The 14,843-nt window shown below is 39.0% G+C and carries 13 protein-coding genes; 9 read left to right on the forward strand and 4 right to left on the reverse strand.

The genetic code is table 11. The features are described 5' to 3' along the window. Positions 1-6: 6 nt before the first annotated feature. Positions 7-1,554 carry a threonine ammonia-lyase, biosynthetic gene (gene ilvA, locus MSG95_RS07815; RefSeq protein ID WP_171220315.1) on the reverse strand — a complete coding sequence of 516 codons (1,548 nt, stop codon included), beginning with the start codon at positions 1,552-1,554 and terminating at the stop codon, positions 7-9. Between the two features lie 101 nt (positions 1,555-1,655). On the opposite strand from ilvA, the gene rpiA reads away from it, so the two are divergent. Next, positions 1,656-2,327 carry a ribose-5-phosphate isomerase RpiA gene (rpiA, locus tag MSG95_RS07820; protein WP_004791976.1) on the forward strand — a complete coding sequence of 224 codons (672 nt, stop codon included), beginning with the start codon at positions 1,656-1,658 and terminating at the stop codon, positions 2,325-2,327. Next, positions 2,327-3,007, forward strand: coding sequence for a SprT family zinc-dependent metalloprotease (locus tag MSG95_RS07825; RefSeq protein WP_077166061.1), 681 nt, complete (start codon positions 2,327-2,329; stop codon positions 3,005-3,007). The genes rpiA and MSG95_RS07825 overlap by 1 nt, the downstream gene beginning before the upstream one ends. Here the strand turns inward: MSG95_RS07825 and MSG95_RS07830 are convergent. After that, the gene (locus MSG95_RS07830; protein WP_077166060.1) at positions 3,004-4,521 is read right to left on the reverse strand and encodes a hypothetical protein; all 1,518 of its coding nucleotides are present in this window, start codon (positions 4,519-4,521) and stop codon (positions 3,004-3,006) included. The two genes, MSG95_RS07825 and MSG95_RS07830, sit on opposite strands and share 4 nt — an antisense overlap. Before the next feature lie 182 nt (positions 4,522-4,703). Between MSG95_RS07830 and argC the strand changes: the two genes are divergently transcribed. From argC to MSG95_RS07860, 6 genes are all read left to right on the forward strand, one after another. Then, positions 4,704-5,759: an N-acetyl-gamma-glutamyl-phosphate reductase gene (argC, locus tag MSG95_RS07835; protein ID WP_077166059.1), complete on the forward strand. Its 1,056-nt coding sequence runs from the start codon at positions 4,704-4,706 to the stop codon at positions 5,757-5,759. Between the two features lie 75 nt (positions 5,760-5,834). Next, a complete protein-coding gene (locus tag MSG95_RS07840; protein WP_077163309.1) occupies positions 5,835-6,593 on the forward strand; it encodes a DUF6776 family protein in 759 nt (252 codons plus the stop codon). Between the two features lie 9 nt (positions 6,594-6,602). Continuing rightward, positions 6,603-7,016 (forward strand): ATP-dependent Clp protease adapter ClpS, encoded by a 414-nt coding sequence (clpS, locus tag MSG95_RS07845; RefSeq protein ID WP_077166058.1) that lies wholly within the window; start codon positions 6,603-6,605, stop codon positions 7,014-7,016. Between the two features lie 9 nt (positions 7,017-7,025). Next, the gene (gene clpA, locus MSG95_RS07850; RefSeq protein ID WP_077166057.1) at positions 7,026-9,302 is read left to right on the forward strand and encodes an ATP-dependent Clp protease ATP-binding subunit ClpA; all 2,277 of its coding nucleotides are present in this window, start codon (positions 7,026-7,028) and stop codon (positions 9,300-9,302) included. A 3-nt stretch (positions 9,303-9,305) separates the two neighbouring features. Next, positions 9,306-9,668 carry a YnfA family protein gene (locus MSG95_RS07855; RefSeq protein ID WP_049065675.1) on the forward strand — a complete coding sequence of 121 codons (363 nt, stop codon included), beginning with the start codon at positions 9,306-9,308 and terminating at the stop codon, positions 9,666-9,668. 426 nt (positions 9,669-10,094) lie between these two features. Further along, positions 10,095-11,150 (forward strand): 3-deoxy-7-phosphoheptulonate synthase, encoded by a 1,056-nt coding sequence (locus MSG95_RS07860; RefSeq protein WP_077166056.1) that lies wholly within the window; start codon positions 10,095-10,097, stop codon positions 11,148-11,150. A gap of 49 nt (positions 11,151-11,199) precedes the next feature. On the opposite strand, the gene MSG95_RS07865 is transcribed toward MSG95_RS07860, so the two are convergent. Together MSG95_RS07865 and MSG95_RS07870 are read right to left on the reverse strand one after the other, a co-directional pair. Further along, positions 11,200-12,117, reverse strand: a complete 918-nt coding sequence (locus MSG95_RS07865) for an alpha/beta fold hydrolase (protein ID WP_077166055.1) — start codon at positions 12,115-12,117, stop codon at positions 11,200-11,202. Between the two features lie 2 nt (positions 12,118-12,119). Beyond that, positions 12,120-12,680 carry a PadR family transcriptional regulator gene (locus MSG95_RS07870; RefSeq protein WP_004701316.1) on the reverse strand — a complete coding sequence of 187 codons (561 nt, stop codon included), beginning with the start codon at positions 12,678-12,680 and terminating at the stop codon, positions 12,120-12,122. 135 nt (positions 12,681-12,815) lie between these two features. Here MSG95_RS07870 and MSG95_RS07875 point away from each other — a divergent pair, with 135 nt between their 5' ends. Further along, positions 12,816-14,840, forward strand: coding sequence for an NADPH-dependent 2,4-dienoyl-CoA reductase (locus tag MSG95_RS07875; RefSeq protein ID WP_077166054.1), 2,025 nt, complete (start codon positions 12,816-12,818; stop codon positions 14,838-14,840). Positions 14,841-14,843 lie beyond the last annotated feature (3 nt).

Raw genomic sequence — 14,843 nt, forward strand, 5'->3', positions numbered from 1 at the left:
AAAAGATTATTTCAAGAAACGCTTATAACCCACATTGTCAGTAATTTCTGCATATGGATAGCTAATTTGCTCTAGAGTTTCGATTAAGCCATCTGGATTTTGTTTGGCATCTGTTGCTTGTAAACCAACCAATACGCGACCTTCAGCAGCACCGTGGTTACGGTAATGGAACAGGGTAATATTGTGGGTTGGGCCTAAACGAGTTAAGAATGTGAGTAATGCACCTGGACGTTCAGGGAACTCAACACGGAACAATCTTTCATCGTCAAGATTGGCATGACCACCAATCAAGTAACGAATATGCAATTTAGCAACTTCATCATCAGATAAATCATCGACAACATAATTTTGTTGTTTAAGTTGCTCTAAAATTTCATGACGTTCAGCATCACCACCTTTTAAGCTAATACCCACAAAAACTTGTGCTTCTTCTGTGTTATTTGCGCGGTAGTTAAATTCGGTAATATTACGACCTTGTAGGGCACGGCAGAAACCTAAGAATGCGCCTTTTTCTTCAGAAAGCGTAACCGCATAAATTGCCTCGCGTTGCTCACCTAGTTCAGTACGCTCTGCAATGTAACGTAAACGGTCAAAGTTCATGTTGGCACCACAAACAATCGACACCATGTTTTTACCGCTAATTTTATGCTCAGCTACATATTTTTTAATACCAGCTAAGGCCATTGCACCTGATGGTTCAACAATGCTGCGGTTTTCATCAAAGGTATCTTTAATTGCAGCACAGATTTCATCTGTATTTACAGTAACAATATCTGGCTCAACAATTGGGCCAGAATTATCTGATTTGCGAAGACGAATAATATCAAACGGCAAAGCACCAATTTGGGCAACTGCTGTACCATCTGCAAATAAGCCTACATGTGGTAGCACTACACGTTCATTGGTTTCTAAAGCTGCTTTTAAGCAAGCAGACTCTTCATATTCAACACCAATTATTTTTACATGTGGTGCAACTTCACCTAGGTAGGCAGCTACACCAGCAATTAAACCACCACCACCAACAGCAACGAATACATATTCCACATCGCGCCATTGGCGTAAGATTTCATTCGCAATAGTACCTTGACCAGCAATAACCAGTTCATCGTCATAAGGAGGAATAAAAACTAATCCTTCTGCTTCGGCACGTTGTTGAGCATATTTGTTTGCAATATCAAAGCTATCGCCATGTAATACAACTTGGCCACCTAATCGCTTAACTGCCTGAACTTTAATATCTGGAGTAGTGCTTGGCATAACAATAATTGCAGGAATGCCTAAACGTTGACCAGATAATGCCACGCCTTGTGCATGGTTGCCCGCAGATGCACAGATTACACCGCGCTCAAGTTGGTCTTTCGGTATTTGACTAATACGGTTATAAGCACCGCGTAATTTAAAAGAAAAAACTGGTTGTAAATCTTCACGCTTAAAACGAATTGTATTATTTAATTTTTGACTAATTCGTGGAGCTGCTTCGAGAGGTGTTTCAATTGCAACATCATAAACCGTTGCTTGTAAAATTTGTCGTACCACACGAGACAGCATGTTCATCTTCCCTATAACAGTTTAAAATAGGAAATTATTGTAGCAAACCCTTGTGCATTTGCGCCGATTATTGGCGCATAAATGTCAAAAAATAGTTGAGTGATGTAATGAGCCTATATGCAACCCAAGATGAAAAGAAACAAGCTGCTGCGAAAGCTGCTTTAAAACACTTACCCAAAGGTGGCATTTTAGGGGTAGGAACTGGAAGTACTGTAAATTTTCTAATTGATTTATTGCCTGAATTGCAGTTAGAAGCAGCGGTAGCAAGTTCGCAAGCAACAGCAGACCGTCTTAAAAAATTAGGTATCGAAGTGGTTGATATGAACCATGTAGGTGGTTTAGACGCCTATGTTGATGGTGCAGATGAAATTGACCGTCATATGCATATGATCAAAGGCGGCGGAGCAGCATTAACTCGTGAAAAAATTGTAGCTTCAATTGCTAAAAAATTTGTATGTATTGTTGATGATTCGAAATGGGTAGATCAACTTGGTCGTGATTTCCCATTACCAGTAGAAGTAATTCCAATGGCGCGCTCTGCTGTAGCTCGTAAATTGGTCAGCTTAGGTGGTGATCCAGTTTACCGCGAAGGTGTGGTGACAGATAATGGAAACGTTATTTTAGATGTATTTAATTTGAACATCTTAAATGCAATTGATTTGGAAAAGACCATCAACAATATCCCAGGTGTTGTAACTAACGGTATTTTTGCGTTAAACCCTGCAACTATTGCAATTGTTGCAACAAATAATGGTATTGAAGAGCGTACTGCACAGTAATGTCTGTGGAAATGCCAGAAATTAAAATTGTTCGTCACGTAAGGGCAAGAAAATTGCGCTTACGTGTTGAGCCTGCCTCTATACGACTGACTGTCCCGCTATTTTGTAGCAAGAAACAGATTCAGCAGTTTTTGGCTCAGTCTGAACAATGGTTGATCGAGACGTGGAGTAAACAGCAACACGTTCAATCAGCATCGTTTGAGATTCCTTCAGAAATTTCTTTTTTCAATAGAGAACAGCCTTTTCAAGTTGTTGTACAAAAGCAACATCGTATTTTTCAATTTGATTGGGAAAATAATTATTTATTCATTAAAGACCAACAACCTTATCAAGCTTTACAAAATGCCGTGATTGCTTATGCCAAACAAGAGTTGCCACTTCTTTTGTCAGAGCTTAGCCAAAAAACTCGGCTGAGTTATGCAGAATGTGCAATTCGATGTCCTAAAACACGTTGGGGAAGTTGTAGTAGTCAACATAATATTATGCTGCATGCAGGCTTGGTTCTTATGCCAGCCCAAATTACCCGTTATGTTTGTATTCATGAGTTAGCACACACCAAACACTTCGATCATAGCCCTGCATTTTGGGCCGAAGTTGCAAAGTTCGACCCTCACTATATGCAGAACCGCAGACAATTAAAAGCCAATCCATTGCCTGCGTGGTGGTATATAACAGCTTAGCTAAAGCTACATTCCAATTGTTTTGTTTGTAATACATCTGGGGCTTTGCGGCTATCAAGGCCAGCTTGGGCGCTGACAATTTTATTGGCTTTAATATGTAACTGTATAAAATTATATTGCTGCGTTGAGTTATTTGGTTCAGATGAGCTTGAGTTAAGTAAGTAACTATAACTTGCAGCATCTGTTTGCAGTAAGTTGTCTGTACTATCCGCACTCAATGCAGAACGATAAATCTGAGAACCTTGAATTAACTCAATTTGTCCATTTGCACGGAAATTAAGTTGGCAGCCTGATGCGCTGTTTTCATAGTGACCGACTAAATAGTCTGTGGCAGGTAGTTTAGGGTCAGAAATATTAATGCTGGTTAAGCCTTGTTTACACGGATAAGCCGAACCATTACAAGTGGCTGTAATGCCGCTAAAGCCCACTGCACGTCGATAATCACCCGCACCATCTATACGGAAAAAATCAGTAGTATTTCCAGAAGGCACAACCCCAGAATAGAGTTTTTTCTGCAAAAGAGCATATCCTGTTTGGTCTAAACTAGACTGACTTTGTGAATCTGCCAGTTGCAATGTGGCAGCTTTTAAATTAGTAGCAAAATAATCACGAGTTGCTTTTTGATTAGCTGCAATGTCCAAAAGCGTATTTTTTACAGGCTCAATATTATCTGGTGAAGGGCTAAAAATAGGTGTCATGGTTGTATTATCACCAATAAGTTTTTTGCCATCTAAATATCCATCTTTTAAATCGGTTGCAAGGCTATTTGTAAGTTCTTGATAAGCATTCAAATTGCCGTGGATCGTATTCCAATATTGTAAATATCCAAAGCTAAGATAGCTGTCCACATAAGTACTGGGTTGCTTTGTTGAATACTGTAATAAATTTAGAACAGTCAGAGGGCTAGCTGGACTCAAGCTTGGTATGGCTGCATCTTTAAATGCACTAATAAGCGCTGTGTAAACATCTTGAGAAGCCAAGTCAGCATGAGATACTTCAATTAAGTTCGGATTTATAGTTTCTTGTGGCAGTTGACCTGATCGGATTACAGCACGTTGATAAATTGCTTCTGAAGTTGGACTAATCAGTTGAGTTTTATTACTGATTGAGCTTGGGGTAATAAAAGCGTGATAAACACCAGAAATACTTTGATATTTAGAATTAATCGGGTCAAATACTTGAGATGAAGCCTGAGTTATGACTTCAACTCGATAAAGACGGTTCAATTTAGTACTTGGAAGCTTAATATTATAACTTGTTAAACTCGCAACTTGGGTATCAATCAAAATACTATTATCGGTATTGTCATAGACCTTAAGTTGAATATTACGCATTTCGACAGGGGTTTTAAGTGTGAAATCTGTCGTAACTTCAGGAGTTGGCACAGTAGGTGTCGTTGTATTAGATGAACTGCTACTACTGCCACCACCACATCCCACAAGGACTGCGCTTAAAATTAAAGTACTAAGGCCGAGATAAGTGCGCAACTTTGTTTCTTTTGATTGATCAAGCATCCTAGCTCTCCAAAAATGAGTCTGGTATTTATTTACTGATATTTGTTTGGTTCTGACAGACCAGCAAGTGCTATGTAATTAAGGCTAAAAATAAAAAAATTAAAATTACCAAGCATGAAATGGTTTTGTAAGCCTGGACATCCTGTCATACTACCGCAAGTATAGATTCAATATTTGAGGTAATGCACGTGATTTCTGTCGGAATTGTTGGTGGAACTGGTTATACAGGCGTTGAACTATTACGTATTTTATTACGACATCCAAAAGCGCAGGTTCGAGTTCTGACTTCACGTACAGAAGCAGGCAAACCAGTTGCTGATATGTTCCCAAACTTACGTGGGCATACAGATCTTCAATTTTCAGATTTAAATATTGATGCATTAAAAGAATGTGATGTTGTATTCTTTGCGACCCCACATGGTGTTGCGATGCAGCACGCAAAAGATTTGATCGCAGCAGGGACTAAAGTTATTGATTTGGCAGCGGACTTCCGTTTACAAAATCTTGAACAGTTTGAAAAATGGTATGGCATGGAACATGCGTGTCCAGATGTACTGAAAGATTCTGTTTATGGTTTAACTGAATTAAATCGTGAAAAAATTAAGCAAGCTCAAGTCATTGGTAACCCAGGTTGTTATCCAACAACTGTTCAATTAGGTTTGGCTCCACTTTTAAAATCTGCACAAGCATTGATTGAAACTAAAAACATTATTATTGATGCTAAATCAGGGGTTTCAGGTGCTGGCCGTAAAGCAAGCTTAGGCATGATTTACAGTGAAAATGCCGATAACTTTAAAGCCTATGGTGTTGCAGGTCATCGCCATCATCCAGAGATTGTTGAAGCATTAGAAAATATTGCGGGACAGAAAGGTGGGTTTGATGGTCTATTATTTGTACCGCATTTGGTACCAATGATTCGCGGTATGTTGAGTACAATTTATGTGGACTTGACAGAGACAGGTAAGCAAACAGACTTACAAGCTTTGTATGAAAACTTCTATGTAAATGAAAAATTTGTAGATGTTATGCCTGCAAACAGCTCACCTGAAACACGTAGTGTGCGTGGAGCAAACGAGTTGCGTATTGCTTTGTATAAACCGCAACCAAATAAACTCATTATTTTGGTGGCGCAAGATAACCTTGTAAAAGGTGCATCTGGTCAAGCTGTACAAAATATGAACCTTATGTTTGGTTTTAATGAAGACGAAGGCTTACAAGGGATTGGTTTATTACCATAAAAAACTCTTTTTTGCTTCACACACATTTAAATTTCGATTTAAATGTGTGTCTTGACTCTGATCTTAAACACTGAGATGACGATGCAAAACTCGGAACAGACGACTTCTGTAGAAAGTTCGTTGCAAAAGAAAAAATTTTTAAACACTAATAAACCTTTGTTTATTGGTGCCGCTATTTTAGTAAGTGGTTGTTTTGCGCTCGGCTATACAATTGGACACCGTCAAGGTTTAACTGTTGTAGGTTACGATGCAGATGCAGAGCAATTGGTTGAAGTAGTGCAAAAGCAAAAAACAGCGTTAGATGCAGTCAATAAAAGCCTGAACGCTGCTGTACAAGAGCGTGATGTTGCTGTTACAAATGCGAATGATCTGTTTACAGCACTGAATCAAGCAAATGCTGATAAAACACAACAAGAAGGTATGAGTAATATCTACCGAGAAATTTTAAGACAACGCGGTGGTTTAAGCTTAACGATTCAAAATTTGGCAATTAAGCCATTACCAGAAAATGCTTATGAATATCAGCTTGATCTGGTACAAGTGAGTCCAAGTAAACGCCGTGCTTCTGGCTCAGTAGAGATTAGGCTGATTAAAGATACAGAAGTTTTGGTTGTACCGCTTGAAGATAAGAACTTTAACTTCACTGATTTTGAGCGTTTAACAGGCCGTTGGACCATGCCTAAGGGTTTCACACCTCAGTTTATTGAAGTGCGTTTAACGGGTGGTTCTGATACACCTGTGATTAAGCGTTTTAGTTGGCAGCGTGGTGCACCTGTCGAAACACCTTCTGCTTTTGTTGCAGAAATTCCCCAAGCTGAAGCAAATTCACAATAGTAACATCATATGCGAACAAATAAGCGTCAAACAAATTTAAAAGATATTAAGGCTTCTTTTCAGCAGTCTGGCTATGTCGATTGGCACTTCAATCCACGCTTAAGTGATTCGCAAAACGAAGATCATGATGGAGACGTTGTTGTTCAAACAGCACCTCCCGAACTCAAGCGTCCGCCCTTATATGCAGTAGTATTATTGAACGACGATTACACACCAATGGACTTTGTAATTGAAATTTTACAACAATACTTTGCAATGAATCTTGACCAAGCAACTCAAGTAATGCTAACAGTACACTATGAAGGTAAAGGTACTGCCGGGGTATATCCAAGAGACATCGCGGAAACCAAGGCAAACCTTGTTAATAATTACGCTCGATCGCAAGGTCATCCATTACTTTGCCAGATTGAGCCTAAAGCATAAGGGGGTCACATGCTCAGTCGTCAATTAGAAGTATCATTACGTTTGGCTGTTAGCATGGCTCGTCAAAAGAGACATGAGTTTCTTACAGTTGAACACTTACTATTAGCCTTACTCGATAACGATTCGGCTGTGAATGCATTAAAAGCATGCGGAGCTGATATTGTTTCTTTACGTAAAGAATTAGAAGAATATGTAGAACAACATACTCCTAAGCTTGGCGAAAATAGCGAGCAAGCTCCACATCCAACTGAAAGTTTCGACCGCATTTTGCAACGTGCAATTTTCCACGTTCAATCGAGTGGTGGTGATCGTACTGTTGAAGGTGCGGATGTTTTGGTCGCAATGTATTCAGAGCGTGATTCTTTTGCTGTTTATTTACTTAAACGTCATCAAATTAATCGTTTGACTTTGACTCAATACTTGTCTCATGGGACACGTAAAGACGAAGTTCAGGTTGAAGAAGAAGTTGAAGACATTGAGGGTGAAAGCAATTCAGGCAATGCAGGGCCATTGGAACTTTATACGCTTAATTTAAATGTTGAAGCGCAAAAAGGAAAAACAGACCCACTTATTGGCCGTGAAAAAGAAATTGAGCGTACAGCGCAAATTCTTTGCCGCCGTCGTAAAAACAACCCATTGCTAGTGGGTGATCCAGGTGTAGGTAAAACTTCAATTGCAGAAGGCCTTGCTTGGCTCATCGTAAATGGTAAAGCACCAAAACCGCTGAGCAATGCAGAAGTATATAGTCTCGACATTGGTGCATTGGTCGCGGGTACAAAATACCGTGGTGACTTTGAAAAACGTTTAAAACAATTGCTGAATGCTTTGAAGAAAAATCCAAATGCGATTTTATTCATTGATGAAATTCATATGATTATTGGTGCAGGCTCAAGTATGGGCAGCACTATGGATGCATCGAATCTCATTAAACCAGCTTTGGCAAATGGTACTTTACGTTGCATTGGTTCAACGACTTTCCAAGAATATCGTCAGGTATTTGAAAAGGATCATGCGTTATCTCGTCGGTTCCAAAAAATTGATGTAAATGAACCAAGCATTTCTGAAACTATCGATATTTTACGTGGCTTGAAAACTAAGTTTGAAGATTTCCATCACGTACAGTATGACGACAAAGCTTTGGTTTCTGCGGTTGAGCTTTCTGCGAAATTTATTAATGATCGTTTCTTGCCAGATAAAGCAATTGATGTCATCGATGAAGCAGGTGCTCAGCGTCGCTTAAAAGCAGAAAGTGAAGACAGCTTAATTACTGTTGAAAATATTGAAGACATTGTTTCTAAAATTGCGCGTATTCCGCCTAAGACTGTGTCTAAAGATGATAAATCAGTACTTGAAAATCTTGAGCGTGACCTAAAACGTGTTGTCTTTGGTCAAGACGAAGCAATCACTGCATTGGCTTCTGCAATCAAGTTGTCACGTGCTGGTTTGAAATCACCAGACAAGCCTGTGGGTAGCTTTGTATTTGCTGGTCCAACCGGTGTTGGTAAAACTGAGGTTACGAAGCAATTAGCAAAACTTTTAGGCGTTGAGCTTGTTCGTTTCGATATGTCAGAGTATATGGAGCGTCATGCTGTTTCTCGTTTAATTGGTGCTCCTCCGGGTTATGTAGGTTATGACCAAGGTGGTTTGCTCACAGATGCGATCCATAAAAATCCGCATTGTGTCTTGTTGCTTGATGAAATTGAGAAAGCACATCCTGATGTGTTTAATCTGTTGTTGCAAATCATGGACCATGGTGCGTTGACAGACAATAATGGCCGTAAATCTGACTTCAGAAATGTCATTATTGTATTGACCACAAACATTGGTGCAGAAAGTATTTCACGTGCAAGCATTGGATTTACAGAGCAAGATCATAGCTTAGATAACCAAGATGCAATGAAGCGTGCATTCTCACCAGAGTTCCGTAACCGTTTAGACAGTGTTATTCAGTTTAAAGCTTTACCAACCACAGTGATTGAATCTGTAGTTGATAAATTCTTAACAGAATTACAAGCACAGTTAGATGAAAAGCGTGTGGTTCTAGATGTAGATCAAAGTGCGCGTGACTGGTTGGCAACCAATGGTTATGATCGTTTAATGGGTGCTCGCCCAATGCAACGTCTCATTCAAGAACACTTGAAGAAACCATTAGCTGAAATGATTCTGTTTGGTGAACTTGCAGATCATGGCGGTAATGTAGCGGTATCAGTGAAGAAAGAAGAGGGCAAAGCAGTTGGTCTTAAACTTGAAGTTTTTGAAGATCACCATACGGCAGAACCAGCTTAATTTATGTTAATTGATAGTCTTTCTATAACCCGAATACTCAGTGTGTTCGGGTTATTTATTATTACTGCCATCGCTGAGATTTTAGGGTGTTACTTTCCTTATCTTATTCTAAAAGAAGGGAAGTCCGCTTGGTTGTGGTTGCCGACAGTCTTAAGCTTGGCTCTCTTTGTTTGGTTACTTACATTACATCCCGCAGCCTCTGGACGAATTTATGCGGCCTATGGTGGTATTTATATTTTTACCGCGCTGATGTGGCTACGTTTTGTCGATCAGGTTGCTTTAACGAGATGGGATATTTTGGGTGGGTTGATTGTACTTTGTGGTGCCAGTTTGATTATTTTACAGCCGCAAGGATTAATCCGTTAATTATGAAAGTGGCCAGTTAAGTTTTAAGTGAAAAAGTAAGAAATATTTTCGCAAAAAACACTTGTCAAACTCATCAACAATGCGTATTTTAGATTTAAGGAACATTTTTTAATATTTGAGATAAAGATGTTAAATCAATCTGTGAATTCTAACGCTTACTTTTATTTCTGGCAATTTAGATAGTTGCCTGAGCGTATTCGGGCACGAAAGTTGCCCATCACAGTTAATACCTGATCGGCAACCCCGATCAGGTTTTTTTATGCTTTATCTTTTTCAAATCGAGGAACTCAAAATGAACAACATGACTTATTCATACTTTAGCAACTTTTATTGGTTTTACTTTTGCCTACCTTTGCCAACGAATAGATCCAAAACGCTTAAATAAATGATCGGACTGATTCGGTTTCAGTCCAAAGGAAAAGACCAATGAATGCTTTAAATACTCTACTAACTCAAAGTAATACAAAAGAAACACCAGTTAGTTTACCTGTCCAGTTAAAAGCTAAATATCCGCTTGTGCAGACCTTCGCACGTCAAATTGCAGAACACCGCCAAATTATTCAAAATATTCTTGCTGGTAAAGATCAGCGCCTCATGGTTATTACTGGACCATGTTCAATTCATGACCCAGTTGCGGTTCTTGAATACGCAGAAAAACTGCAAAAATTACAAGAAAAAGTTAAAGATCAAATATTCATCGTGATGCGTGCTTATATTGAAAAGCCGCGTACAACTGTGGGTTGGAAGGGTTATATGTATGATCCAAATCTTGATGGATCATCTAATCTACAATTAGGTTTAGAAAAATCACGTGAGCTTTATTTACAAATTATTGAAAAGGGTTTGCCGATTGCGAGCGAAATTCTAAGCCCAATGGCAACGGGCTATTTTGATGATTTATTGGCTTGGGGTGCAATTGGTGCTCGTACCAGCGAGTCTCAGATTCACCGTGAAATCTCAAGTCACATGCCATATAGCATTGGTTTCAAGAATGGTACAGATGGTTCAATTCAAATTGCTTTAGATGCTATTCAGTCGGCACAAAATGAGCATCAATTTTTAGGAATGAATCAGCAAGGTTTACCTTCAGTTATTCAGAGTGCTGGAAACCCATTGCCGCATTTGATTTTGCGTGGAGCAAATCATGGTCCTAATTATGATTTAGCTTCAATTCAGGCAATACGTGAAAAACATAAACTAAACCTTCCTGCATTAGTTATTGACTGTAGTCATGGCAACAGTGGTAAAGATCCTTTACATCAACCAGAGGTTTTACAGCAAATCGTTGCTGAGCGCTTAAAAACGCAAGTAAAGGGTGTCATGATTGAAAGCCATTTAGTTGATGGTAATCAGAAAATTTCATGTGAAATGACTTATGGGCAGTCAGTGACAGATGGTTGTTTAGGCTGGGATAAAACGGAGCAGCTTTTGTTAAGCGTTGCTGAACAATTAAAGGTAAATGAGTTAGCTCATTCAGCTTAATATTTTATAAATTTAAAAAAAAGGGATCTGTTTTAGCAGATCCCTTTTTTTAAGAAGCATGTTTTAGTTCGGATAAAAAAGTGGTGATTTCATGACCGAATTTTTTCGGTTCGGTTAATAATGGTGTGTGACCTGAGCGCTCGAAATAAATTGCTTTTGCATTTTCAACACTGTGTGCAATCAGTGTTTGACCAGTTTCTGGGTAAAGTGTCGAATTACGGCCAATAAAGAAAGTAGTAGGGCACTGTAATTGTTGAAGTGCCTCACGATAATCTTCATTGTGAAAAAGATAATTTTCGACATACCAAAATAAGTAGTCTAAACGTTGAATGGGTAATAGATACTTCTGTAAAAAAGGTTGTTTTAAAGCCGTTTTAAAAACAAATGGACTAAATGGATTGTTGCTTTGCAATTCAATAAAATCTACCCATAATCGTACAAGTTCCTGACGGTCTGGAAGCGATAATTCATAAAGGTATTTGGCATTTTTGTGTTTTGCTAATAATTGATAAATATCATTGAGTAGTTGTTTAAATTGAACATGTAGCGGGCCAAATAAACCATATTGCCACGTTGAATCTACTGATATTTTAGGCGTTTGATCAATATGTAAATAGGCTTTTAATTGCTGCGCCAGATGAGCATGCTTCATACCATGCATTGCTGTGGTAGCGCCCATTGAGTAGCCCATTAAAATAAAGTTATCAAGTTTTAATTGCTCAATTAAATGGGCAATATCTTGCCAATGACTAGAAATGGCATCTTGCTCGGGAATGGCACAATTTTTTGAACCGCCAAAACCACGCCAGTCAGGAATAATAAACTCGTATTCTTTACGATTTGCATAGATAAAAGGTAGCCATTGCCAACTCTGCATACCTAATCCAGATAATACTAATACCGGTTCACCACGACCAACACGGCGTACAAATAAACTTTCCTGATCGGGCATGGTGTAATAAGGCATGTTTATTCTCCAGATACGTTATCTTGAGCAAAAAGTTTTAATTGAGGAATGACTTGTTCTAACCATTTGATCCATTCAGTTTCCATGGTAATACCGAGTTCCAAGATCATTTTGTGGATATATAGCACTCGATTATTCAAGTCATCGTTGTCTTTAAAATCTTTATCATAAATACTTTGATAAAGCTTAAGCTTTTCTTTGTGTAAACCAAGATGTCGCAATAGTTCGGGCAATATTTGATTATTGCTCAATTGTGCTTCTGCACGCAATCTTACCATTAAGTCATCTCTAAGCTGTGCAGGTTCACTTTGCTGTGTCATCCATGAAGCCAGTTCTATACGCCCAAGTTGTTCGACCTGATAAGTTTTTTTTCGGCCACTATCCATCTCATTTTCTAAAGTAGAGACCCAGCCTTTTTTAAGCATGTTGTTGAGTTCACGATAAATTTGCTGATGTGTGGCATTCCAAAAAAAGCCCATAGAACGGTCAAAACGGCGAGCAAGTTCAAAGCCAGTGCTTGGACGTTCTAGTAAGCTGGTTAGTAAAACATGGGGAAGTGACATGGCAATCCGTTTGTAAGCAAAAGTAAAGTGTGACTCATAAGATTATGCAACATGTTGCATAAAAGTCAAAATTTGATTATAAATTTGTGCAACAAGTTGCATTAAGCAAGCATATTAGCAAGCCAAGGAGTTGTTATGTCGTTATATCCACATTTATTAAAACCATTAGATTTAGGTTTTACGACATTAAAAAATCGCGTATTGATGGGATCTATGCACGTTGGTCTAGAAGAGGCGTCAGGTGGTTACGAACGTATGGCAGCTTTTTATGCAGAGCGTGCTAAAGGGGATGTTGGACTCATTGTTACTGGCGGTATTGCACCCAATCAGGCAGGTTTAACCTTTGCTCATGCTTCTAAGTTAGATAGCACAGAAGAAGCTGAAAAACATAAAGTCATTACCGAAGCCGTCCATGCTGCTGGCGGAAAAATTGCATTACAAATATTACATACAGGCCGATATTCTTATCAGCCAGAAATTGTTGCGCCTTCGGCAATTCAAGCACCAATTAACCCAATTAAACCTAAAGCAATGACTTCTGCAGAGGTTCAACAAACGATTGATGATTTTGCAAACTGTGCGAAGCTTGCGCAATATGCCGGTTATGACGGTGTTGAAATTATGGGCTCTGAAGGTTATTTAATTAATGAGTTTATAGCAGCAAGAACAAACCATCGTGACGATGAATGGGGTGGTAGCTATGAAAACCGCATTCGTTTTCCTATCGAGATCGTAAAACGCACACGTGAAATAGTCGGTGAAAATTTTATTATTATTTATCGTTTATCGATGCTTGATTTGGTTGAAGGTGGCTCTACTTTAGAAGAAGTCATTCAACTTGCTAAAGCGATTGAAAAAGCAGGCGCTACCATTATTAATACAGGCATTGGCTGGCATGAAGCCCGTATTCCAACAATTGCCACAAAAGTACCAAGAGCTGCATTTACTTGGGTCACCGAAAAATTAAAAGGCGAAGTTTCAGTTCCATTAATTACCTCAAACCGTATTAATACACCTGAAATGGCTGAGCATGTATTAGCATCGGGTCATGCTGATATGGTTTCAATGGCACGTCCAATGCTTGCAGATCCTGAGTTTGTTTTAAAAGCAAGTGAAGGTCGTAGTGATGAAATCAATACCTGTATTGGCTGTAACCAAGCCTGTCTTGATCATATTTTCTCTATGAAAATCGCAACATGTTTAGTTAACCCTCGCGCATGTTATGAAACAGAACTGATTTTTAAAGAAGCACAAAATCAGAAGAATATCGCTGTCATTGGTGCAGGACCAGCAGGTTTAAGTTTTGCTGTATATGCGGCAGATCGTGGACACCAAGTTAAAATTTTTGAAGCAAGCCATCAAATTGGTGGTCAGTTTAATATCGCAAAAACTGTACCGGGTAAAGAAGAGTTCTACGAAACATTACGTTATTTTAATCGTCAAATTGAACTAAGTCCAAATATTGAACTTGTATTAAATCATAAAGCAACTTATGAAGAGTTAAGCCAATCGGGCTTCGATGAAATTGTAGTTGCAACTGGTGTAACACCTCGTCAATTACAATTTGAAGGTATTGATCATCCAAAAGTGTTGAGCTACTTACAAGTACTTAAAGAACGTGTACCAGTAGGTCAACGTGTTGCCATTATTGGGGCAGGTGGTATCGGTTTCGATACCGCTGAATATCTAACCCATGAAGGTGAAAGTGGTAGTTTAAATCCTGAAAAGTTCTATGAAGAATGGGGTATTGATACTCACTATGAGCATGTTGGTGGTTTAAAGCAGCCGAAAGTTGAGGCCTCTGAGCGAGAAATCTATTTGTTACAACGCAAAGCTTCTTCTGTGGGTGCGGGACTAGGTAAAACAACTGGTTGGATTCACCGTACAGGGCTTAAGAATAGAAACGTGAAAATGTTAGCAGGCGTACACTACGAAAAAGTCGATGATCAAGGACTTCATATTACGGTTGATGGAAAACCAACAGTGCTTGAAGTTGATAATGTCGTAATTTGTGCGGGCCAAGAATCATTTACGGCGATGTATGACCAATTAAAAGCAGATGGTAAGAATGTTCATTTGATTGGTGGTGCTAAAGAAGCCGGTGAGTTGGATGCTAAACGTGCTATTCGTCAAGGTGCTGAACTAGCAGCGGTTCTTTAATGA

Origin of the sequence: Acinetobacter sp. IK23, from assembly GCF_035615275.1 — a bacterium.
GTDB lineage: Bacteria > Pseudomonadota > Gammaproteobacteria > Pseudomonadales > Moraxellaceae > Acinetobacter > Acinetobacter seifertii.

Bases quoted from the DNA above. Each gene is read 5' to 3' on its own strand.
- ilvA (WP_171220315.1), bottom strand. From the start codon at position 1,554: ATGAACATGCTGTCTCGTGTGGTACGACAAATTTTACAAGCAACGGTT.
- rpiA (WP_004791976.1), top strand. From the start codon at position 1,656: ATGAGCCTATATGCAACCCAAGATGAAAAGAAACAAGCTGCTGCGAAA.
- MSG95_RS07825 (WP_077166061.1), top strand. From the start codon at position 2,327: ATGTCTGTGGAAATGCCAGAAATTAAAATTGTTCGTCACGTAAGGGCA.
- MSG95_RS07830 (WP_077166060.1), bottom strand. From the start codon at position 4,521: ATGCTTGATCAATCAAAAGAAACAAAGTTGCGCACTTATCTCGGCCTT.
- argC (WP_077166059.1), top strand. From the start codon at position 4,704: ATGCACGTGATTTCTGTCGGAATTGTTGGTGGAACTGGTTATACAGGC.
- MSG95_RS07840 (WP_077163309.1), top strand. From the start codon at position 5,835: ATGACGATGCAAAACTCGGAACAGACGACTTCTGTAGAAAGTTCGTTG.
- clpS (WP_077166058.1), top strand. From the start codon at position 6,603: ATGCGAACAAATAAGCGTCAAACAAATTTAAAAGATATTAAGGCTTCT.
- clpA (WP_077166057.1), top strand. From the start codon at position 7,026: ATGCTCAGTCGTCAATTAGAAGTATCATTACGTTTGGCTGTTAGCATG.
- MSG95_RS07855 (WP_049065675.1), top strand. From the start codon at position 9,306: ATGTTAATTGATAGTCTTTCTATAACCCGAATACTCAGTGTGTTCGGG.
- MSG95_RS07860 (WP_077166056.1), top strand. From the start codon at position 10,095: ATGAATGCTTTAAATACTCTACTAACTCAAAGTAATACAAAAGAAACA.
- MSG95_RS07865 (WP_077166055.1), bottom strand. From the start codon at position 12,117: ATGCCTTATTACACCATGCCCGATCAGGAAAGTTTATTTGTACGCCGT.
- MSG95_RS07870 (WP_004701316.1), bottom strand. From the start codon at position 12,680: ATGTCACTTCCCCATGTTTTACTAACCAGCTTACTAGAACGTCCAAGC.
- MSG95_RS07875 (WP_077166054.1), top strand. From the start codon at position 12,816: ATGTCGTTATATCCACATTTATTAAAACCATTAGATTTAGGTTTTACG.